This is a genomic window from Natronococcus occultus SP4 (genome assembly GCF_000328685.1).
In the GTDB taxonomy this organism is placed as follows: domain Archaea; phylum Halobacteriota; class Halobacteria; order Halobacteriales; family Natrialbaceae; genus Natronococcus; species Natronococcus occultus.
The window spans coordinates 2480092-2499838 of record NC_019974.1; the positions used below are offsets into that span (position 1 = coordinate 2480092).

At 66.9% G+C, this 19747-nt stretch carries 22 protein-coding genes and 1 pseudogene; 18 read left to right on the forward strand and 5 right to left on the reverse strand.

Annotated elements, in window-relative coordinates; translation table 11 throughout:
- Positions 1–23: 23 nt before the first annotated feature.
- Together NATOC_RS12410 and NATOC_RS12415 are read right to left on the reverse strand one after the other, a co-directional pair.
- Positions 24–704, reverse strand: a complete 681-nt coding sequence (locus NATOC_RS12410) for an MBL fold metallo-hydrolase (protein WP_015321793.1) — start codon at positions 702–704, stop codon at positions 24–26.
- Positions 705–748: 44 nt separating this feature from the next.
- Complete coding sequence (locus NATOC_RS12415; RefSeq protein WP_015321794.1) at positions 749–1933, reverse strand: cystathionine gamma-synthase; 1185 nt, start codon at positions 1931–1933, stop codon at positions 749–751.
- A gap of 120 nt (positions 1934–2053) precedes the next feature.
- Here NATOC_RS12415 and NATOC_RS12420 point away from each other — a divergent pair, with 120 nt between their 5' ends.
- From NATOC_RS12420 to NATOC_RS12455, 8 genes are all read left to right on the forward strand, one after another.
- On the forward strand, positions 2054–2362 hold the full coding sequence (locus tag NATOC_RS12420; protein ID WP_015321795.1) for a 50S ribosomal protein L21e: 309 nt from the start codon (positions 2054–2056) through the stop codon (positions 2360–2362).
- 5 nt (positions 2363–2367) lie between these two features.
- Positions 2368–2724: an RNA polymerase Rpb4 family protein gene (locus NATOC_RS12425; protein WP_015321796.1), complete on the forward strand. Its 357-nt coding sequence runs from the start codon at positions 2368–2370 to the stop codon at positions 2722–2724.
- Positions 2725–2769: 45 nt separating this feature from the next.
- Positions 2770–3360 (forward strand): DUF655 domain-containing protein, encoded by a 591-nt coding sequence (locus tag NATOC_RS12430; RefSeq protein ID WP_015321797.1) that lies wholly within the window; start codon positions 2770–2772, stop codon positions 3358–3360.
- A 73-nt stretch (positions 3361–3433) separates the two neighbouring features.
- The gene (locus NATOC_RS12435; protein WP_015321798.1) at positions 3434–3907 is read left to right on the forward strand and encodes a universal stress protein; all 474 of its coding nucleotides are present in this window, start codon (positions 3434–3436) and stop codon (positions 3905–3907) included.
- 98 nt (positions 3908–4005) lie between these two features.
- Positions 4006–4896: a 16S ribosomal RNA methyltransferase A gene (locus NATOC_RS12440; protein ID WP_015321799.1), complete on the forward strand. Its 891-nt coding sequence runs from the start codon at positions 4006–4008 to the stop codon at positions 4894–4896.
- Between the two features lie 79 nt (positions 4897–4975).
- Positions 4976–6133 carry a mechanosensitive ion channel family protein gene (locus NATOC_RS12445; protein ID WP_015321800.1) on the forward strand — a complete coding sequence of 386 codons (1158 nt, stop codon included), beginning with the start codon at positions 4976–4978 and terminating at the stop codon, positions 6131–6133.
- Entirely contained in the window at positions 6133–6729 is a 597-nt protein-coding gene (locus NATOC_RS12450; RefSeq protein WP_015321801.1) for a HemK2/MTQ2 family protein methyltransferase, read from the forward strand. The genes NATOC_RS12445 and NATOC_RS12450 overlap by 1 nt, the downstream gene beginning before the upstream one ends.
- A gap of 52 nt (positions 6730–6781) precedes the next feature.
- On the forward strand, positions 6782–8008 hold the full coding sequence (locus tag NATOC_RS12455; protein ID WP_015321802.1) for an outer membrane protein assembly factor BamB family protein: 1227 nt from the start codon (positions 6782–6784) through the stop codon (positions 8006–8008).
- A 25-nt stretch (positions 8009–8033) separates the two neighbouring features.
- On the opposite strand, the gene NATOC_RS12460 is transcribed toward NATOC_RS12455, so the two are convergent.
- Positions 8034–8582, reverse strand: a complete 549-nt coding sequence (locus tag NATOC_RS12460) for a hypothetical protein (protein WP_245549716.1) — start codon at positions 8580–8582, stop codon at positions 8034–8036.
- Positions 8583–8739: 157 nt separating this feature from the next.
- Positions 8740–8862: pseudogene (locus NATOC_RS22855) on the reverse strand (VOC family protein); the annotation flags it as partial.
- 145 nt (positions 8863–9007) lie between these two features.
- Here NATOC_RS22855 and NATOC_RS12465 point away from each other — a divergent pair.
- The 10 genes from NATOC_RS12465 to NATOC_RS12510 all read left to right on the forward strand — a co-directional run bounded on the left by NATOC_RS12465 (position 9008) and on the right by NATOC_RS12510 (position 18882).
- Positions 9008–10012, forward strand: a complete 1005-nt coding sequence (locus NATOC_RS12465; protein ID WP_015321803.1) for a methionine synthase II (cobalamin-independent) — start codon at positions 9008–9010, stop codon at positions 10010–10012.
- Complete coding sequence (locus NATOC_RS12470; RefSeq protein WP_015321804.1) at positions 10009–11082, forward strand: methionine synthase; 1074 nt, start codon at positions 10009–10011, stop codon at positions 11080–11082. Before NATOC_RS12465 ends, NATOC_RS12470 begins: the two co-directional genes overlap by 4 nt.
- 114 nt (positions 11083–11196) lie before the next feature.
- Complete coding sequence (locus NATOC_RS12475; RefSeq protein WP_245549640.1) at positions 11197–11946, forward strand: hypothetical protein; 750 nt, start codon at positions 11197–11199, stop codon at positions 11944–11946.
- Positions 11947–12099: 153 nt separating this feature from the next.
- A complete protein-coding gene (locus NATOC_RS12480; RefSeq protein ID WP_015321805.1) occupies positions 12100–13377 on the forward strand; it encodes an RNA-guided endonuclease InsQ/TnpB family protein in 1278 nt (425 codons plus the stop codon).
- A 156-nt stretch (positions 13378–13533) separates the two neighbouring features.
- A complete protein-coding gene (locus tag NATOC_RS12485; RefSeq protein ID WP_245549641.1) occupies positions 13534–13698 on the forward strand; it encodes a hypothetical protein in 165 nt (54 codons plus the stop codon).
- Between the two features lie 163 nt (positions 13699–13861).
- On the forward strand, positions 13862–14170 hold the full coding sequence (locus tag NATOC_RS12490; RefSeq protein ID WP_015321806.1) for a ZIP family metal transporter: 309 nt from the start codon (positions 13862–13864) through the stop codon (positions 14168–14170).
- Between the two features lie 90 nt (positions 14171–14260).
- A complete protein-coding gene (locus NATOC_RS12495) occupies positions 14261–14875 on the forward strand; it encodes a nitroreductase family protein (RefSeq protein WP_015321807.1) in 615 nt (204 codons plus the stop codon).
- Between the two features lie 170 nt (positions 14876–15045).
- A complete protein-coding gene (locus tag NATOC_RS12500; RefSeq protein ID WP_015321808.1) occupies positions 15046–16464 on the forward strand; it encodes a short-chain fatty acid transporter in 1419 nt (472 codons plus the stop codon).
- A 5-nt stretch (positions 16465–16469) separates the two neighbouring features.
- The gene (locus NATOC_RS12505) at positions 16470–17876 is read left to right on the forward strand and encodes a TIGR00366 family protein (protein ID WP_015321809.1); all 1407 of its coding nucleotides are present in this window, start codon (positions 16470–16472) and stop codon (positions 17874–17876) included.
- Between the two features lie 49 nt (positions 17877–17925).
- Positions 17926–18882 carry a carbohydrate kinase family protein gene (locus NATOC_RS12510; RefSeq protein ID WP_015321810.1) on the forward strand — a complete coding sequence of 319 codons (957 nt, stop codon included), beginning with the start codon at positions 17926–17928 and terminating at the stop codon, positions 18880–18882.
- Here NATOC_RS12510 and NATOC_RS12515 read toward each other — a convergent pair whose 3' ends face one another.
- Complete coding sequence (locus tag NATOC_RS12515) at positions 18883–19710, reverse strand: hypothetical protein (protein WP_015321811.1); 828 nt, start codon at positions 19708–19710, stop codon at positions 18883–18885.
- Positions 19711–19747: the final 37 nt, after the last annotated feature.

Below are 19747 nucleotides of genomic sequence, written 5' to 3' on the forward strand. Positions count from 1 at the left end.
TCGCACCGAACGCGACCGCCGACCTACTCGTGCAGTTCGGCGTGGATCTCCGCGATCCGCTCGTCGTCGGCCTCGGCGTGGCCGCCGTGGAAACAGACGACCTGCTCGACGTCGAGGTCGGCGAGCCGACCGACCGACTCGGCGGCGCGCTCCATCTCGGGCGTGAACTCCGGTTTCGGGCCCGACAGCGGCGCCGATCCATCGGCGACCAGCGCGTCCCCGGCCAGCAGCAAGTCGTGGTCCGAAAAGTGGACGGAGACGTGTCCCGGCGAGTGGCCGGGTGTCTCGACGATCTCCATGGGTCCCGCGACCGTCGACAGTCGGGCACCGTCGACGAGCTCGAGATCGACCCCGACCGGGCGGTAGTCGTCGGCGTCGCCCTTGATCGGTTCCTGCTCGCCGCGAACGTACGGCGCCTCGGCGGGGTGGGTCGCGACGACCGCGTCGGTGTGCTCGAGCAGTTCCGCGAGCCCGCCGACGTGGTCGCCGTCGTGGTGGGTCACCAGGACGCACCAGACGTCTGCGAGCCCGAAGCCGAGCTGGCGGAGGTGGGTTCGGAGCCCGTCGACGGCGCCGGGCGGGCCGACGTCGATCAACACCAGTCCGCGGTCGGTCTCGACGGCTGTCGGGGTGATCGTCAGCTCGCGGCCGCCGTAGTCGACGGTGATCGGGAGCACGTAGACGCCGGGGTCCTCGTCTGTCATAACTCGCGGTTCGGCGAGGCAGGAGGAAAGCGTTGCGTCCGGGCTCAGTGCAGCGCCGACTCGATGGCCGTCTCGAGGTCGGCGATCAGGTCCTCGGCGTGCTCGATGCCGACGCTGACACGGACGAGCCCGTCGGTGAGGCCGGCCTCGAGCCGTTCCTCGCGGGGGATGGCGGCGTGGGTCATCGGCGCGGGCTGTTCGATCAGGCTCTCGACGCCGCCGAGGCTCTCTGCGAGGGTAAAGACCTCGGTGTTCGAGACGACCTCGCTCGTGTCCTCGAGGCTCGCGTCGAGTTCGAAGCTCAGCATGCCGCCGAAGTCGTCCATCTGCTCGCGGGCGATCTCGTGGCCGGGGTGAGAGTCGAGCCCGGGGTAGTAGACCCGATCGACGTCCGGGTGGTCCGCGAGCCAGTCGGCGATCTGCCGGGCGTTCTCGCAGTGACGATCCATCCGAACGGGAAGGGTCTTCGTGCCCCGGAGGACGAGGAAGCTCTCGAAGGGACCCGGCGTCGCGCCCACGGCGTTCTGGTAGAAGCCAAAGCGTTCGTCGAGCTCCTCGTCGTTGGTCAGCAGGGCGCCCCCGACGACGTCGGAGTGGCCGCCGAGGTACTTCGTCAGCGAGTGCGAAACGATGTCCGCACCCAGCTCGAGGGGCCGCTGGAGGTACGGCGTCGCGAACGTGTTGTCGATCGCACAGAGCGCGCCGTGAGCGTGGGCGATCTCGGCGGCGCCCTCGATGTCGACGATCGACATGAGCGGATTGGTAGGTGTCTCGAGCCACAGTAGCTCGGTCTCCTCGCGAAACGCCGCCTCGATGGCGTCGAGATCGGTCATGTCGACGAACGTAAAGTCGATGTCGTAGTCCTCGTACACCTGCGTGAAGATCCGGTGAGTCCCGCCGTAGACGTCGTTGCCCGTCACGACGTGGTCGCCGGAGTCGAGGAGGTTGAGGACGGTGTTGATCGAGGCCATCCCGCTGGCGAAGGCCCGACCGTACTCGGCGTCCTCGAGGGAGGCGAGGTTCGCCTCGAGGTCCGTTCGCGTGGGGTTGCCGGTCCGGGAGTACTCGTAGCCGCGGTGTTCGCCGGGGGCGTCCTGTTCGTAGGTCGAGTTGGCGTGGATCGGCGTCATCAGCGCGCCGGTGTCCGCGTCGGGCTCCTGGCCGGCGTGGATCGATCGGGTCTCGAACCGGAAGCGCTCGTGCTCGTCGCTTGCGGGGTCGTCGTCCATATCCGGGCCAACGAGACCGGGAAGGGTTACTCTTGCCGTTCGTTCTCGGTCGGCGACGGGCGCGCTCGAGGAACAAACGTGCGTTTTATAACTGTCACGAGGTAAGGGAGCCGTACGACTATGCCGAACTCTAATGGACCTCGCCAAGGAACCAGGGACAAGCTTTCGAACAATCCGCGAGATCGTGGCGCTTCGCCGCCCCAGCGCGCGATCCAGCAGTACGACGAGGGACAGAAAGTCCACCTGAAAATCGACCCCAGCGTCCAGGACGGACGCTTCCACCCGCGCTTCGACGGCCTCACCGGCGAAGTCCTCGGGAAACAGGGCAACGCCTTCAAGGTGCAGATCAACGACGGCGGGAAAGAGAAAACCGTAATCGTCACCGCCGCCCACCTCCGCGCACAGGACCAGGACGAAGTCAGCGTCTGAAACGCATGACGATCTTCAAAGAGATCGTCGACGAGGAGTACCTGACCGTCTCGGAGACGAAGGAGCTCCTCGCCGACATCGAGACCGAGCGGGCGATGGACGAGGAACGGGAGCTGCGCTACGAGCTCGCGCGAGCCATCGAGCACGCCAACCGCTTCGCCGTCCTCGAGCCCGAGGAGTCCCGGCAGCTCGTCGAGGACCTACAGGAACTCGAATACGTCGACGAACCGACCGCGTACAAGATCACCGACCTCCTCCCGCGCAACCGGGACGAGCTCCGATCGGTGTACGCCCAGCAGCGCTACTCGCTGTCGGGCGACGAGCTCGACGAGATTCTCGACATCGTCGCGCAGTACGCCTGACGGCGAGCCGATTCTTTAAGTGCAACGTCGCCGTACCAACATCCAATGAGCGAAGCCGATAGCGACGAGACGGACGTACGCCGCGCAGTCGTGTTGGATTACCTCGCACACGGGCTCTCGGACGACGGCCGACCGCAGTACGCGAAGTCACCCGCGGGGTACGCCCTCGACGTCGAGGACTTCGAGCTCTACCAGGTCGCGTTCGACGAGGACACCCGGCTTACCATCGGTAGCGAGGTCGCAATCGAGCCGACGGGGGAGCGCGACGCCGTCGTGGAGTGCCAGGCGGTCGAGTACGAGGAGCTCTCCTCGGGCGCCCAGACCGAACTCGAGTACGTCGTCGAGGACCTCGTCGAGGAACACGAGGAGCGGTTCGTCGACTTCTACAACGACGCCCAGCCGATCACGCTGCGGCTCCACCAGTTGAACCTGCTGCCGGGGATCGGCAAGAAGCTTCGCAACGGCATCCTCGAGGAGCGAAAACGCAAACCCTTCGAGAGCTTCGAGGAGCTCTCCGAGCGGGTCTCGGGGCTACACGACCCCAGCGACATCCTGGTCGAGCGTATCCTCGAGGAGCTTCGCGACGACGACCTGAAATACCGAACGTTCGTCGGCCGCCAGCAAGCGGAGGAGTGAACCCGGTCGGTGGCGGCGCGTGCGAGAGCCGCCGTCCATCACATTTAAGAGACGATCGCGTCAATCAGTACCAATGCTCTCGACGATTCTGCTCCCGGTGGGTACGGGTGACAACGAACGGGTCGACGACCTCGTCTCACACACGATCGACGTCGCCGAACCGGCCGACGCCACGGTTGTCGTAGCCCACGTCGTCGGCTCCGACGAGTACGATGACGACGTACAGAGCTACCCCGACGCGGTCGCACAGATCGGATTCGACATCCAGAGCCGAGACCTCCCGGCCGAGAAGGTCGCCCGGGAGACGGATCCGATCGGCGAGATCGTCGATCGACTGGAGGAGGCCGGCATCGACGTCGAGGTCAGGGCTTCGGTCGGCAACCGACAGTCGGAGATCCTCCGAATCGCCGAGGAGACCGGTGCGGACAACATCATCGTCGGCGGACGAAAGCGCTCGCCCGCGGGGAAGGCAGTGTTCGGCAGCACCGCCCAGCAGATCATGCTCAACGCGCCCTGTCCGGTAACCTACGTTCGCGACCAGTCGTAGCCGGCCGTCCGCCACAGCCACAGCGGTCCGCACTCGAGTCGAAACGGCATCGGAGTCGAGACGGTGCGTTTACACCGTCCCCGTCGCTAGCACGGGCGATGAGAGATCCCGACGACCTGATCGCCCGCGCCGGCGTTCGCGGCGATCCGGACCACGACCAGCACTTCCTGGTCGACGACCGCGTCCTCGACCGGCTGCCGACCTACCTGGAAAGCGAGGCACAACGCGCCTCGAGAGACGCGAGCGGGAGTGACCCGCTCGACGAGATCGACGCGGAGACGAGCCACGTCCTCGAGATCGGGGGCGGAACGGGCGCATTGACCGACCGACTGCTTGCGGTCGCCGACGAGGTGACCGTCGTCGAGCGCGACCGCGTCCTCGCGGCCTTCCTCCGCGAGGAGTTCCGCGAGGAGATCGACGCCGGACGACTGACCGTAATCGAGGGCGACGCCCTCGAGGTGGAGCTCCCCGACTTTTCGGCGTCGGTATCGAACCTCCCCTACGGCGTCTCGAGCGAGATCACGTTCCGGCTGCTGCCCGAGAAGCGCCCGCTCGTACTGATGTTCCAGCAGGAGTTCGCTGAGCGGATGGTCGCCGAACCCGGCACCAGCGAGTACGGCCGGCTCTCGGTCTCGACCCAGCACTACGCCGAGCCGGAGCTGGTCGAGACGATCCCGAAGGAAGCGTTCTCACCACCGCCCGCGGTCCAAAGCGCCGTCGTCCGGCTCGAACCCCGCGATCCCGACTACGCGGTCGACGACGAGGACTTCTTCCTTCGGTTCGTGAAGGCGATGTTCACCCAGCGACGGAAGACGATCCGGAACGCGATCCGGAACACGACCCACATCACGAACCTCGGAGCGCCCGACGCGGTCGTCGAAGCGGCCGACGACGAGCTCCTGCAGAAACGCGCCGACGCGATGACCCCGTCGGAGTTCGCCGAACTGGCGACGCTGGCGCTCGCGGTCGGCGAGCCGGAGGGCGACTAATACAACCGAAACCAGCCGTGAAACGATCTGACCGACGGATACAGGTGGCTGGACCGTCGACTCGAGCGGGAACGGAACGATGACCGACACAGTGGCCCTCGACTGGCTATCCGACGTCTTCCAGACGACGCCACCCCGAATCGCGGTGACGCTTCTCGCCGCGGCCGCGCTGGTTGCCGTCTTCCTCTCCTTTCGGCGCCTCCAGGAGCGGCTCAACGAGCGGCTGCGGCCGCTGTACAGCGACATCGTCGCGACGACGCTGCTGGTCGGTACCTGCGTGCTCAGCCTGGCTGTGATCGTCGGCGTCTGGGGCCAGACGAACAATCTCCAGTACCTCTACACGGAGTACGACGTCGGCGGCGACGCCGTCGCCCGCGGCGTCTTCACGTTCGTCCTCGCGCTCGCGGCGCTGATTATCATGCGGGTCGTCCAGCGAGTGATCGACGAGCTGCTGGGCTCGGCCTCGGCGGTCACCGACCACCAGCGCGAGGTCACCCACCGGCTCTCGCAGGTGATCATCCTGACGGTGACCGTGATCGTCATCCTCGCGCTGTGGGTCGACGACCTCGGCGGACTGCTCGTCGGAGCCGGCTTCCTGGGGATCATCATCGGGATGGCCGCCCAGCAGGTTCTGGGCACCGTCCTCGCGGGGTTCGTATTGATGTTCGCCCGCCCGTTCGAGATCGGCGACTGGGTCGAGGTCGAGGACGACCAGGGGATCGTCACCGACATCTCGATCATCAACACGCGCATCCGCTCGTTCGACGGCGAGTACATCATGATCCCCAACGACGTCGTCGCCTCCGAGGTCGTCACCAACCGCTCGAAGCGGGGCCGCATCAGGGTCGAGGTCGACGTCGGCGTCGACTACGCGGCCGACGTCGACCGGGCCAGCGAGCTCGCGGAGTCGGCGGTCGCGGAGCTCGAGGACTCCCTCGGGGCCCCCTCTCCGCAGGTCGTCACGAAGTCCCTCGACGACTCGGCGGTACTTCTGGGGGTGCGGTTCTGGATCGACAAACCGAGCGCCAGGCGGGAGGCCGAGGCCCGGACCGCGGCGATCCACGCGATCAAGGCCGCGTTCGACGACGCCGGGATCAAGATCCCCTACCCCCAGCGGGAGCTCACCGGTCGCGAGGAGGCCGGCGGGTTCCGGATCGGCGGCGGACGGACGGGACGGGCGGAGGCGGAACGGGAACCGAAGGACCGACGTCAGTACACACCACCGGAGGACGAATAATGGAGCTTCAGGACCGACGCGGTATCGAAACGGACGTCTACCAGCCCGCCGAGGACTCGCAGCTGCTCGCGGACGCGGTCTGTGAACGGCTCGGACGGGACGCGGGCGACACAGCCGAGAAACGACGCACCGTCCTCGAGGTCGGGACGGGATCGGGGTACGTCGCCGACCGCATCGCCGAGGCGACCGACGCCCGCGTGATCGCCTCTGATCTCAACCCCCACGCCGTTCGACAGGCCCGAGAGCGGGGACTCGAGACGGTTCGGGCCGACCTGGTCTCGCCGTTCGTCGACGGCGCGTTCGACGCCGTCGCCTTCAACCCGCCGTACCTGCCGACCGAGCCCGACACCGAGTGGGACGACTGGATGGAGCGGGCGCTGTCGGGTGGCGAGGACGGACGCGAAATCATCGACCCCTTTCTCGAAAGCGTCGGCCGCGTCCTGGCTCCCGACGGGGTCGTCTACCTGCTTGTCAGCAGCCTCACCGACGTCGACGCGGTCGCCGAACGCGCCGGCGAGGCGGGCTTTAGCGCCGCCGCAGTCGCCGACCACTCGTTTCCCTTCGAGACGCTGACCGTCCTCGAACTGTTTCGCTGACCGGCTCGGACGGGCAGAAAATACTTGCACGCCACGGCAGCAGGGAGAGACGATGACTCCCTCGCGACGTGCGTTTCTCGCGGTCGTTGGGTCCGGTAGCGCGCTGCTCGCCGGCTGCTCGCAGTTTCCGGGCGACGACTCCGGAGCGTCACTCGAACCCAGCGAGCCGCCCGAGTCGGGCGTCGACGAGGCGCCCGATCCGAGAAACGATGTCCACGGCGCCGACGGCTCGTGGTCGAGTTTCGGCTGCAACGCGGCCAACACGCGCGCCGTGGGGGACGGCGAGGCGCCCGTCGACGGCGTTTCCGAGCGCTGGCGCGTCCCGGTTGCCGAGGTCGGCTTCACCGAACCGATCGTCGCCGACGAGCGTGTCTACTTCGTCGAGAACAGGGGACTGCGCGTCTTCGATGCCGACGACGGGAGCGAGCTGTGGACGGTCGAGGACGTGGAGAAACCGCCGCTACTCCTCGAGGGAACGGTCTACGTCGCGACGTACGAGGGCGTCTCCGCTCTCGATATCGACACCGGTAACGAAATCTGGAGCCGAGAGCTGGACGCGCCGGGTAGCGTTACGGCGCCGGCAGCGATCGGAACGCACACCGTGAGCTGCGGAATCGGCGAGCGCGTCGTCGCGCTCGATCCCGAGGACGGCACGGAGCGCTGGCACCGCGACGCGTTCGGACAGCTCCTCGATCACCCGGCCGCGCTCGGCGTTCGCGGCGTCGCCGTCGCGACGGAGGCCGGGATGGTCGATGCGGTCGGCGAGCGCGGCGTCGCGCACGACCGCTGGGAGCTGCCGGCTCGTCCGAGCGGTCCCCTGACAGCAGACACGGACACCGTCTACGTCCCATGTGACGACGGCGAGACGTACGCGCTGGCGGTCGGCGACGGCGGCGATACCGTCTCGAAGACGGCCTGGTCCGCGGAAACGGGACACGTCTCGACGGGCCTCGCCGTTGCGGACGACGTCGTCCTGGCTGTCGCCGGGAATACGTTGCGCGCGATCGACGCCGACTCCGGGCAGCGCCGCTGGGAGTTCGGCGTCGGCGACTCGAGCCGGACGGCGCCGATCGTCAGCCGCGAGACGGTATTCGTCGGCGGCGATCGCCTCTGGGCGCTCGACCCCGCACCGACCGGCGATCCGAGCGACGGGCCGGCAGTCAGGTTCGAACGCGAGTTCGAGGGCTCCGTCGGTCGCGGCCCGGTACTCGACGACGGCGTGCTCTACGTCGTCGCGGAGGTCGACGACGGTGAGGCCGCGTTGCTGGCGCTCGAGTAAGCCGACCCGAATTCGGTCGCCGTTCTCAGACCCGTTCGAGGACGCCCAGCCGTCGGCCGAGCGCCTTGGAGTCGAAAAAGGCGACCCGGCCGTCGGGCCACTCGACGGGTTCGCCCAGCGGGTGTGTCTCCCGTGCGGCCGCGAGGTCGTCGGTCGCGAGGAGGCAGCTACAGGGGCCGTCGGGGAACCGCTCGAGGCGGTCGGCGATCCAGCCGTCCTCGGTCGTAGCGAACGCGACCGGCTGGCCGGGCACCGACGCGACCGTTCCGAAGGCAGGGACCTCACTTCGGACTGGCGTCGGGAAACGGTACGCAGCCTCGAACGACTCGATCGCGTCCTCGAGGTCCGACACCCCGAGGACGACCTGGCCGATCCCCGCGAGCGGACCGTCGGCGACGCTCGGACTGGGTTCGACTCGATACGAGAGCGGGGTCCGATCCGCGATGGCGAACGGGAACAGCAGTCGCTCGGCTTCGGCGCCGAACTCCGCACGATCCCACTCGACGAGGACGCCGTCCTCGCGCTCGCGGGCACCGGGGATCGGGCCGCGAACCGGGACACCGCGCTCGAGCAACCGCTTGCACTCGTCGACGATATCGGGGACGCGAACGCACCACGCCGCCGGCCCCGCGTCCGCGCGGATGTGCGCGGGGCCAGAACCCGTGGTCGCCGTCGCCGCGTTCGGCGATCAGTTCGACGTACGATTGGTCGTCGAAACCGAGGACAGCCATGTGGGTAACCCCGTTGTCGTGGACGCCGCCGTACTCGGGGGCGAGCCCGAGCCGGGCGAACTCGTCGCTGATCGCCTCGAGGTCCGCGAACGCGAACGGAACGTGGTCGACGGTGAGCGCCATACCGGGCGTCCGGAGGCCAACGAGATAACTCCTCGTCCGCCGCGGGCGCGATCGAACGTCGTTACGAGAACGCGAAATAATTACTGCTGTGTATTCGGCCGTATGGAAAATATTAAGCGTCGGTATAGCCTAGCCGAGATCACGAATGACCGACTACGTCTCGACCACGCCGGGGCTGTTTCCGCTCCCGGACTGGGCGAAAGAGGACCTCTCGGACCTGAAGGGCCACCAGAAAGGCGACCTCATCAGCGGCGACGAGGACGCGGAGATCGCTGCGGCCTACGAGGACGCTCGCGAGGAAGTGACCGGCGTCCAGCAGGAGGCCGAGCTCGACCGCGTCTCGGAGGGCCAGCTGCGCTGGGACGACATGCTCGCACATCCCCTGGCGGTCCACGACGCCGTCGACACCCAGGGGATCGTCCGCTACTACGACAACAACAACTTCTACCGCGACCCGGTCGTTCAGGGTGAACTGGAGTTCTCGGGCGACGTCGCCGAGGAGCTCGAGGCTGCAAGCGAGTTCGTCGAGGACGACGAGCTCCAGGCAGTGCTGCCGGGGCCGTACTCGCTGGCCGACCTCGCGACCGACGAACAGTACGGCGACGAGGCCGAGTTCCTGGCGGCCGTCGCGGAGTTCCTCGAGGGCGAGGTAGACGCCTTCCCGGCTCACGAGACGCTGTTCCTGCTCGAGCCGTCGCTGGTCGAGTCGACCCCCGAGGACGGCCTCGACGAGCGCGCCAGCGAGGCGATCGACCGGGTCGCCGGCGCCACGGACGCCGACGTCGTCGTCCAGCCCTACTGGGGCGCCTTAGAGGAGAAGGTGTACGCCCACCTGCTCGACGCCGACATCGACGCGGTCGGCTTCGACTTCGTCGCGAACCAGGAGGACAACCTCTACAACATCCAGGAGTACGGCGCGACCGACGACGTCTCGCTGGGACTTGCCGACGGCCAGAACACGCTCGTCGAGGACCCCGAGGCGATTCGGGACCGCGTTGACTGGGTCTACGAGCAGATTCCGGTCACCAACTTCGACACCGTCTACCTGACGACGAACACGGAGACGTTCTACCTCCCCTACGCCAAGTTCGAGGAGAAACTCGCCGTCCTTGCGGAAGCCGCGGATCTCGCGGAGGTGAAAGCAGCATGACAAACGAAAACAAGGACCAGTTCCGACCCGAAGACCACGAGAACGATCACTTCCTGCTAACGACCGTCGTCGGCTCCTACCCGAAGCCCAAGTGGCTCAACCGCGCGAAGGAGCTCTACCAGGACCCCGACCACGGGTTCGACGACGACGACTGGCAGGAGGCGAAAGACGACGCCGCCCGACTCATCACGGACGAACACGAGCGCGCCGGACTGGACGCCGTCGTCGACGGCGAGATGCGGCGCAACGAGATGGTCGAGTTCTTCGCCCACCGCATCGAGGGCTACGAGTTCAACGGCCCCGTCAAGGTCTGGGGACACAACTACTTCGACAAACCCTCCGTCGTGAGCGAGGTCGAGTACGACGAGAGCTGGCTCGTCGACGAGTACGAGTTCACCGCGAGCGCGACCGACCGTCCCGTCAAGGTCCCGATCACGGGTCCCTACACCCTGGCGAACTGGTCGTTTAACGAGGCCTACGACGACGACGACGAGCTCACCCTCGATCTTGCCGACCTCGTCAACGAGGAGATCGAGAAGCTCGTCGACGCCGGCGCCCGCTACATCCAGATCGACGAGCCCGCGCTGGCGACGACGCCGGACGACCACGCGATCGTCGGCGAGGCCCTAGAGCACATCGTCGCCGACATCCCCGAGGAGGTCCGCATCGGCCTCCACGTCTGTTACGGCGACTACTCTCGGATCTACCCCGAGATCCTCGAGTTCCCCGTCGACGAGTTCGATCTCGAGCTCGCCAACGGCGACTACGACCAGCTCGACGTCTTCAAAGATCCCGACTTCACGAAGGACCTCGCGCTGGGCGTCACCGACGTCCACGTCGGCGAGGTCGAGTCCGTCGAGCAGATCGAGGAGAACATTTTGAAGGGACTCGAGGTCGTCCCGCCGGAGCAGCTGGTCGTCTCGCCGGATTGCGGCGTGAAGCTGCTGCCCCGCGAGGTCGCCTACGGCAAGATGGCGAACATGGTCGAGGCGGCCCGGAACGTCGAGGCGAAACTCGACGCGGGCGAGATCGACGTCGAGCGCGGTGAGCCGGCGCCCGCCGACGACTGACGACGCGACCTGTTCGGATCCGGCTCTTTCGTCGACCGAATCGATCCGTCTCGGCTCCCGAGGAGTTCCGCTTTCAGGCTCAACCACTTTTCGTCCGAGGGATGAACGGCAGATATGGAGAACCCGCTGTCGACGGACACGCTCAGGGGGCGAACCGGCGAGAGTCGGATCGCACACTGGATCCTCCTCGACACGAGCCGGTGGCTGCTCGCGGGAGTGCTGGCCGTCGCAACCTTCGCTGCGCTCGTCGGACTCGGAGCGGTCGCCCTCCCGCTTCGGGAGATGATGGAGAACGGATCCCCCGTGGATACGGCGTTCCAGGCGCTGATCGCCGCAACTCTCACGGGAGTGACGCTCGTCGTCTCGATCAACCAGCTGGTGCTCTCACAGGAGCTCGGTCGGCTGGGCGACCAGCAGGCGTGGATGAACGAAGCGATGGAGTACCGCCGCAGCGTCGAGGAGCTGTTCGGAACGGTCGGTCCGCCTGACCCTTCCCAGTTCTTGCAGGCACTCGTCCAGACGAGCAGCGAACGGGCCGAGGCGCTCCAGGAGGCCGTCGCCGACAACGCCGACGAGACGCTTTGCAGCCGGACCGATCGCCTGGTCGAGAACGTTTGCCGAAACTCCGAGGAGATCGACTCCCAGCTCGAGACGTCCGAGTTCGGCGAGTTCGGCGTTCTCCGGTCGGGGTTGAACTACAACTACTCCTGGAAGATATACGCGGTGCGGCGACTTCGACACGAACACGAGGACAGTCTCGCGGACGACGAACTGGAGACCTTCGACGAACTGATCGACGTGCTGCGGCTGTTCGGTCCGGCACTCGAGCACTTCAACTTTGTCGAGTGGAGTTCCCGTTCTTAAGGAGCAACGCAGCGACCGAAAGGGAGCGAGTAGCGTTAACGAGAGCAAAGCTCTCGTTCGCACATCAGAACGCTTCGCGTTCTGAGGACGCAGTAGGGCGGGGAGGAAGCGACAACCCCACTATTAACTAACTTCGCTACTACATTGAGCATAGTGTCGGGCGACGACTACCACCGCCGAACCGCCATCACACGGCTCGCTGTATCCTCCACCGACGAGTCACTCCTCCGAGATACCATCGAGGAGTGGAAACAAGGATGTCAGATTGCCGTGGACAAAGCGTGGATGTGGTGTCACTCCAAGTCCGACGTGCAACAACTCGCCTACGACGGCGTACGCGAGAACACGAATCTCGGCAGCCAGCACGCCATCCTCGCGTGCCACCAAGCTGCTGAAAACATCAAATCCTGCATCTCTCGCCGTCAAGACGGGAAGAAAGCCAGTAAACCCACATACACGAGTCCGACAATCACCTACGACAGTCGGACGATGACCGTCTTCCCCGAGAAAGAGCAGGTATCGCTCACCACACACGGCGACCACTCGCGCGTTCGAGCCGACCTCGTGCTGCCCGACGACAAAGACGGGTACCAGCACCAGTATCTTGACAGTGACGAATGGGAGCCGACGGAATCCACGCTTCACTATCGAAACGGAGACTGGTACTTGCATCTCGGCTTCCGCAAGCCCAAGCAAGACGCTGAGGAAGCGACCGAGAACGGAACGGTTCTCGGCGTTGACCTCGGCGTGAACGAAATCGCTGTCACCAGCACGGCCCGCTTTTTCTCGGCTGGTGAACTCAACCACAAACGACGGGAGTTCGAGCGCGTGCGTGGCGACCTACAGAAGTGCGGAACGCGGAACGCACACCGCACGATGGAAGCCGTGAGCGGTCGGGAAGACAGGTATGTGAAACATGTCCTCCATAGCGTGGCGAACGGTATCGTCGAAGAAGCCCTTGAACACGATTGTGACGGTATCGTGTTCGAGGAGTTAGACGGTATCCGTGAGCGACTTCCCGAAGCTGCGTGGCACTCTGAGTGGGCGTTCGACCGTTTGTACGAGTACGTCGAGTACAAGGCCGAAGCGGAAGGGTTGTTCGTGGAGACGACCAATCCGAAGAACACGAGCAAGCGGTGCGCTGAGTGTGGATTCATCCACGATGCCAATCGTCCGTCACGCGATACGTTCGAGTGCCAGCAGTGTGGAAATCGGAATCACGCCGACTACAACGCTGCGAAGAACGTGGCAGATGTGTCTCTCCGACGCGAGCAACAGTCCTCGCGTGGGAGGGGCGTCAGTCAATACGCCCTCAAGTCTGGGACAGTGACGCCGAATCGGGGATACACCCCGTACTCTACCGAGTCAGAGGCCGAGTCCACGGACAAGTCCCACCCTCAACGAGCGAGCCCGTCAGGGCGAGCGAAGTAGGGTGGGGTAGTTGACATCGCTGTACTTCCAGTGGGAGCTCGTCCACCTCACGCGGTCGATACTGTACGCCGGCCTCCCGGGCGTGGTCGTCGCGACGGCGACGGTGTTGTATCTCGAGCCGGACTCCGTCCCGGGACGATCCTCGGCGTGGATAACATGGTGTGGATCGTCAGCGCCAGCACGACGATCACGCTCGTCCCCTTCTTCCTCCTCGCGGCCTACGTTCTGCGAATCGCAACGATCTCGAAACGAACCGGTTCGCTCGGACCGTTCATCCTTCGTCAGGCGGAGCGGACTGACGCGATCGACTGGGAGAAATGACGGTGTCGTGGCACGTACGTCGTCCAGCCGGCGACCGCCGACCATGATCGTGCGCCTGTAGTTTCTTTCCGCTCGAGGACGTGCGTTCGTCAATGGCTCGCCGAACGCGGCAGTGGCGTCCCTGTCGGCTCGATACCGGTAGTACGCGACCGCGGTGGAGCGCATGGTAGTCGATTCCGTTATCGGCCTGTTCGGCTCCGATCCCGTAGTTCACGGCCTCGGCGGCGGGCTCGTCATCGCCGCACTGAACCTGCTGGGCGCGTCGCTGCTCTTCGTCCGGCAGAACCCCTCCGAACGGGCGATGAACGCCGCGCTCGGGTTCGCGTCGGGGATCATGCTCGCGGCGGGTTTCACGAGCCGCATCGTTCTCAGCGTCGAGACCGCGATCGAACCGAGGAGAGCACCGATCGGAAGAGCGACGCGAGCGCCACGAGGACGACAGCGACACGAACCGACCCGCGGACAGGAGTGAGCCGTGTGAACGCGAGTCGACGACGCGACCGTTACCGGGTGACTCGGCCGTCCGGGAACAGTGATAGGTCGCGAGACCCTCCAAACAGCTATGCAAGAGTCCGCCGAGAAACGCGAGATCCGAGACGAGGTCGCCGACCACCGCGAGCCGGACCACGACGTCGACCCCCTGTTCGTCAACCGCTGGTCGCCACGCGCGATGACGGGCGAACCCCTCGACGAGGAGGAGTACCTGCCGCTGTTCGAGGCCGCCCGATGGGCGCCCTCGGCGTACAACAACCAGCACTGGCGATTCCTTTACGCCGACCGCGAGGACGAGGAGTGGGACACCTTCGCCGACCTGTTGCTGGGTGGCAACGAGGAGTGGGCGACCGACGCGGCCGTCCTCGTCGTGATCGTCTCGAAGACAACCTTCGACCACAACGACGAGCCCGCACCGGTCCACTCCTTCGACACGGGCGCTGCCTGGCAGAACCTCGCGCTCGAGGGGGCCCGCCGCGGCCTGGCCGTTCACGGGATGGCCGGCTTCGACTACGAGCGTGCGGCCGAGGAGCTCGATGTCCCCGAGGAGTTCGAGGTCGAGGCGATGGCCGCGATCGGCGAGCGCGCACCGCCCGAGAGCCTCCCCGAGGAGCTGCGCGACCGAGAGGAGCCAAGCGACCGCAAACCCCTCGCGGAGATCGTCCACCGGGGCGGCTTCGAGTAGCGGGCGGAGAGCCGTCGTTCGTCGAGCCGAAAGCCGGCAAGACTTCCAATCAGGCTGCATCTTTTTCCGAGTCCGTAATCCGGTAGCCGGTAGATGACAGTGTCGAATCACGATCGGGGAGACGTTCCAAAACGACGAGGACGGTCGCCGACGCCCGCCCGGAGCGAACGATGAGTACGATCGGCTCGGGGGAGAAGGTCGGTCGCTTTTTCACGCAGCTGGGCGACGTCGCGAGCAGGCTAATCAAGCGGTACCTGCCCGACGCCTTCATTTTCGCGTTGCTGTTGACGCTACTGACGATGGTCATCGCGGTGGTCGTCACCGACGAGGGGCCGGTCGGCGTCGCGACCCACTGGGGAGAGGGGTTCTGGGAGGTCATCACGTTCTCGACGCAGGCCTCGCTGGCCCTGCTGACCGGGTGGGCGCTGGCCGACTCGCCGCCGATCAAACGCGGGCTCCGGCGGATCGCCTCGATCCCGAGCAGTCAGACCCAGGCGATCTTCGTCGTCGCACTCTGTGGCCAGCTGTTCGGGCTCTTTCACTGGGGCGTCGTCCTGGTCGCCGGTGCGATCCTGGCCCGGGAGGTCGGGATCGCGATGGCCGAGAAGGGAATCGACGTCCACTACCCGCTGCTCGTCGCGGCCGCCTACGCGGGGCTGTTGCCCTGGCACCAGGGTCTCTCCGGCGCTGCGCTGTTGCTCGTCGCGACCGACGGTCACTTCGCCGAGGAGACGATGGGCGTCATCCCGGTCTCGGAGACGATCTTCCACCCGATCAACCTCGTGATGATCGCCGCTATCGTCGCGGTCGTCGTCGTCCTCATGCCGCTGATGGCGCCCGATCGGGAGAACGTCACGACCGTTCCCGAGGAGAAGCTGCGGGCCGCCCGCGGCGAAGGTGCGCGGGACAGCGACGTCGGCGAGCGCCCCCACAGGCTGCGGGACTCACGGCTCAAGGCGGCCGTACTCGATAGCACGCTAGTGTGTGTCGGCGTCGGCGCCGCCATCTGGGCCTACCTCATCTACCTGTTCTCGACTCAGCCGTTCATGGACGTCCTCGACATCAACGTCCTCATCACGGCGATGTTCGGCCTGGGCTTTCTGGCGCACATGTCGCTGCGAAGCTACATCGACGTCTTCCACGAGGCGATCCGCGGTGCCAGCCAGATCATCATCCAGTTTCAGTTCTACGGCGGGATCATGGGGATCATGGTGTTCTCGGGACTGGTCGAGCTGATCGCGACCACGGCCGCCCAGTACGCCACCGATACCACCTGGTACGCGCTCGTGTTCGTCTCCGGCGGGATCGTCAACTTCTTCGTCCCCTCTGGCGGCGGGCAGTGGGTCGTGATGGGCGAGATCTACGCCTCCGCGACCCAGTCGATCGAGGGCACGCAGATGAACTACATGATGATCGCGTTCGCCATGGGCGACCAGTGGACGAACATGATCCAGCCGTTCTGGGCGATCCCGGTGCTCGGTATCGCCGGACTAACGATCCGTGATATGATGGGGTACGTCGCCGTGTTGTTCGTCTTCGCCGGAATCGTGATGGGAACTGGTGCGATCATGATCGGAGTGCTCGGGTGATCACGATGGCGGAAGATCCTACCACGGCCGAGGACGAACGAGCCGTCAACGCCGACGGCGAGGCCGAGGACGCCCTCCGAACCGCGTTCGTCCCGACCTTCGGGAAGTACTTCCCCGAGTCGCTGGTCGGTGCGCTCGGGCTGGTCGTCCTCGCACTCGTCGCTACCGTCCCCGAGCTCGAGCCGACGACCCAGCTCGAGCTGCTCGGCGGGGGGTTCTACGTCTACGACCTGTTCGCGTTGCACATGCTGTTGCTCCTCTACTGGATTCTCAGCGCTGCAGCCGTCGAGTCCCCACGGGTCGGCGCCGCCTTCGATCGTCTCGCGACCCTGCTGCCGACGAGCCAGGCCGGCGTGATCTACGCGACCGCAGTGGTCTCGCTCGCGCTCGGGTGGCTCAACTGGGCGTTCGGCCTGATCGGCGGCATTCTGCTTGGCCAGCGGCTCTGCCAGCGCGCCCACGAGGACGGCGTCGCGGTTCACTACCCGTCCGTGCTGACGGGCGGGCTGCTGGCGCTGGTCGTGGCCAACCAGGGCCCGTCGAGCCTCGGCGCGCTGATCGCGGCCGACGACACCGGGCTGGCGAACTTCATGGTCGACGACGTCGGGACGGTCGGGATGAGCGAGTTCCTCAGCCATCCCGCGAACGTCGCCCCGACGCTGCTGTTCGTGCTGACGCTACCGCTCTTGTTGGTCTGGCTGGCGCCCGACGACGAGGACGCGATCGACTCGCTCGAGGATCGGGACCGCGTCCTCGAGGGCTCGATCGCCGAGACCCTCGACCACTACGCGCCCGTTCGCGACCCCGTCGACTGGGAACCCGGGGATCGCCTTGAGAACGCCGAGTCGCTCACCTGGATCATCGTCGCGATCGGGATCGCCTCGCTGGGGTGGCACTTCGGGACCGGCGGGGCGTTGACCCTGCCCTGGCTGGCGTTCGGGCTGGTCGTCGTCGGGCTCGCGGTGCAGGGGCCGCCGATGGCGTTCCGCGAGAAGACCGAGGACGCGACCCGGTGGGCCAACCACATGGCGATCCCGTTCCTGCTGTACGCGGCGACGTTCGCGCTGTTGATGGAGGCGGAGCTGTACGCGCCGCTGGGTGAGGCGCTGGCGGCGACCGGGCTGCCGTCCGTCGGCGCCTACGTCGTCGCGTTCGCGCTCGGCCTGCTGGTGCCCGATCCCGGCTCCCTCTGGCTGCTCCAGGGGCCCGCGGTGGCGGCCGCGGGCATCGAGGAGGTCCCCGCACTGGTGGCGACGATGTACGGCGCCGGCGTCTCGAACCTCTGGCTCGCGTTCCTCTTCGCCAGCGTGCTCTCGATCTACGGCTTCGACTGGCGGGAGTTCGCGACCTACGCCGCCGCCGTCACGGCGTACGTCTCGGTCGTCGTGGTGGGGCTCCTGCTCGTCTTCTGACCGGGAGCCGTCCGTAACGCCTTATCACCGAGAGGCACAACGGGAGCGCATGACACGCGATATCCTGGTCGCCGGCGAGACGCTGATCGACTTCCTGCCCGAGCGACCGGGTCCGATCTCGACCGTCGAGGGGTTCGAGCGACGCGCCGGCGGCGCGCCCGCGAACGTCGCCGTCGCGCTCGCGCGCCTCGAGCGGACGCCACTGTTCTGGACCCGTGTCGGCGAGGACCCGTTCGGTCGCTATCTCGTTGAGACCCTCGCTGACCACGGACTGCCCGAGCGGTTCATCGATCGCGACCCCGACGCGAAGACGACACTCGCCTTCGTCACCCACGACGAGACGGGCGACCGCGAGTTCTCCTTCTACCGCGACGACACCGCCGATACCCGCCTCGAGCCGGGTCGGATCGACGACGCCGTGCTGGCGGACCTCGAGTGGGTCCACGCGGGCGGAGTCGCGCTCTCGACGGGGTCCTCGCGGGAGGCGACGCTGGACCTGCTCGAGCGGGCCGACGCTGCCGGCTGTACCGTCTCGTTCGACCCGAACGCCAGGCCCGAGCTGTGGCCCGACGACGACGTCTTCCGTGCGGTCGTTCGGCGGGCGCTCGACCACGTCGACGTGCTGAAAGCCGCCGAGGAGGAGCTCGCGGCACTCGGGTTCGCGGGCGAGGACGTCGAGGCGACGGCCAGGGACGTCCTCGCGATCGAGGGGGGGCCGTCGACCGTGCTGGCGACGCGGGGCGGGGAGGGAGCCCTCGCAGTCGCCGGCGACGACGCGCCGTGGTCGGGGACCGCCAGCCACCCCGGCTACGAGGCCGACGTCGTCGACACGACGGGGGCGGGCGACGCGTTCCTCGCCGGAGCGATCGCGGCGCTGTCGGAGGGACGGGCGCTTGAAGACGTCCTGGCGTTCGCCAACGCCGTCGGCGCGGCGGCGACGACGGCTCCGGGCGCGATGACGGCGCTGCCGGACCGGGAGGCGGTCGGGGAGTTCGGAGGCGAGTGATTAGGGATCCCGGTCGAACGTGAACAGACGGACGTTACAGTCCGGGCAGAACAGCTTCTCGGCGGGCAGTGACCCGATCGGCGTCACCTCGCCACAGCAGGTCGACTGCGTGATCTCGAGGGGGCCGTCACAGAGCGGACACGCCTCGAGCAGCGAGCGCAGCGGTTTCCCTGCCGCACGGCGGATCGCGGGGTCGTCGACCCGCGACTCGAGGGCGCGTGCGGCGCCGAGTTCGGCGACCGCGATCTCCCGGCGGAGGGTGACGATCCCGCCGTCCTCGCCTTGCAAGACGAGGTAGGACCGGCCGAAGCTGCTGCCGACCCGGGCCTTGGTCTCCGGAGCCGTATGGCGGTCCGCGATCGCGGCCAGCGCCTCGAGATCGCGGTCGCGAAGCGCCCGGATCTCCTCGCGCCAGTCGGCCCTGAACCCGTCCCCGAGGCGGAGCTCCTCGCCGTCGGGAACGACGACGTCGGCCTCGATCAGCGCCGCGAGGACATCCTCGCCTGAAACCGCCTCGTCGGCGTCCGGGGCGTCCTCGGCTGCCGGCACGCCCGAGAGCGAGCCGGGCTCGTCGTCGTCGTGAGGATCGAGTGAGAGCGCCGCGGTCAGCCGCGGGGCGAAGCGCGGGGTGTAGGGGACGACGTAGCCGCGGGCGCCGATGGAGGCGAGGCCGACGACGCCGACCGCGACGGCAAGCAGCCGGCGCCGGGCGAGCGCGAGCGCGGCGACGGCGACCGCGACCAGCGCGCCGTTGGTGATCGTACAGGGCCAACACCGGTTCGGTCCGGTGTACTCCGGGCGACGAATCCGCTCGAGAAGGCGACTCATACGGTCGCGTTTCCACCCGACCGCCTTCAGTGTAGCG

Bases quoted from the DNA above. Each gene is read 5' to 3' on its own strand.
- NATOC_RS12500 (WP_015321808.1), top strand. From the start codon at position 15,046: ATGAGTACGATCGGCTCGGGGGAGAAGGTCGGTCGCTTTTTCACGCAG.
- NATOC_RS12505 (WP_015321809.1), top strand. From the start codon at position 16,470: ATGGCGGAAGATCCTACCACGGCCGAGGACGAACGAGCCGTCAACGCC.
- NATOC_RS12465 (WP_015321803.1), top strand. From the start codon at position 9,008: ATGACCGACTACGTCTCGACCACGCCGGGGCTGTTTCCGCTCCCGGAC.
- NATOC_RS12410 (WP_015321793.1), bottom strand. From the start codon at position 704: ATGACAGACGAGGACCCCGGCGTCTACGTGCTCCCGATCACCGTCGAC.
- NATOC_RS12515 (WP_015321811.1), bottom strand. From the start codon at position 19,710: ATGAGTCGCCTTCTCGAGCGGATTCGTCGCCCGGAGTACACCGGACCG.
- NATOC_RS12415 (WP_015321794.1), bottom strand. From the start codon at position 1,933: ATGGACGACGACCCCGCAAGCGACGAGCACGAGCGCTTCCGGTTCGAG.
- NATOC_RS12445 (WP_015321800.1), top strand. From the start codon at position 4,976: ATGACCGACACAGTGGCCCTCGACTGGCTATCCGACGTCTTCCAGACG.
- NATOC_RS12435 (WP_015321798.1), top strand. From the start codon at position 3,434: ATGCTCTCGACGATTCTGCTCCCGGTGGGTACGGGTGACAACGAACGG.
- NATOC_RS12420 (WP_015321795.1), top strand. From the start codon at position 2,054: ATGCCGAACTCTAATGGACCTCGCCAAGGAACCAGGGACAAGCTTTCG.
- NATOC_RS12485 (WP_245549641.1), top strand. From the start codon at position 13,534: ATGGTGTGGATCGTCAGCGCCAGCACGACGATCACGCTCGTCCCCTTC.
- NATOC_RS12470 (WP_015321804.1), top strand. From the start codon at position 10,009: ATGACAAACGAAAACAAGGACCAGTTCCGACCCGAAGACCACGAGAAC.
- NATOC_RS12440 (WP_015321799.1), top strand. From the start codon at position 4,006: ATGAGAGATCCCGACGACCTGATCGCCCGCGCCGGCGTTCGCGGCGAT.
- NATOC_RS12425 (WP_015321796.1), top strand. From the start codon at position 2,368: ATGACGATCTTCAAAGAGATCGTCGACGAGGAGTACCTGACCGTCTCG.
- NATOC_RS12495 (WP_015321807.1), top strand. From the start codon at position 14,261: ATGCAAGAGTCCGCCGAGAAACGCGAGATCCGAGACGAGGTCGCCGAC.
- NATOC_RS12490 (WP_015321806.1), top strand. From the start codon at position 13,862: ATGGTAGTCGATTCCGTTATCGGCCTGTTCGGCTCCGATCCCGTAGTT.
- NATOC_RS12455 (WP_015321802.1), top strand. From the start codon at position 6,782: ATGACTCCCTCGCGACGTGCGTTTCTCGCGGTCGTTGGGTCCGGTAGC.
- NATOC_RS12510 (WP_015321810.1), top strand. From the start codon at position 17,926: ATGACACGCGATATCCTGGTCGCCGGCGAGACGCTGATCGACTTCCTG.
- NATOC_RS12475 (WP_245549640.1), top strand. From the start codon at position 11,197: ATGGAGAACCCGCTGTCGACGGACACGCTCAGGGGGCGAACCGGCGAG.
- NATOC_RS12430 (WP_015321797.1), top strand. From the start codon at position 2,770: ATGAGCGAAGCCGATAGCGACGAGACGGACGTACGCCGCGCAGTCGTG.
- NATOC_RS12450 (WP_015321801.1), top strand. From the start codon at position 6,133: ATGGAGCTTCAGGACCGACGCGGTATCGAAACGGACGTCTACCAGCCC.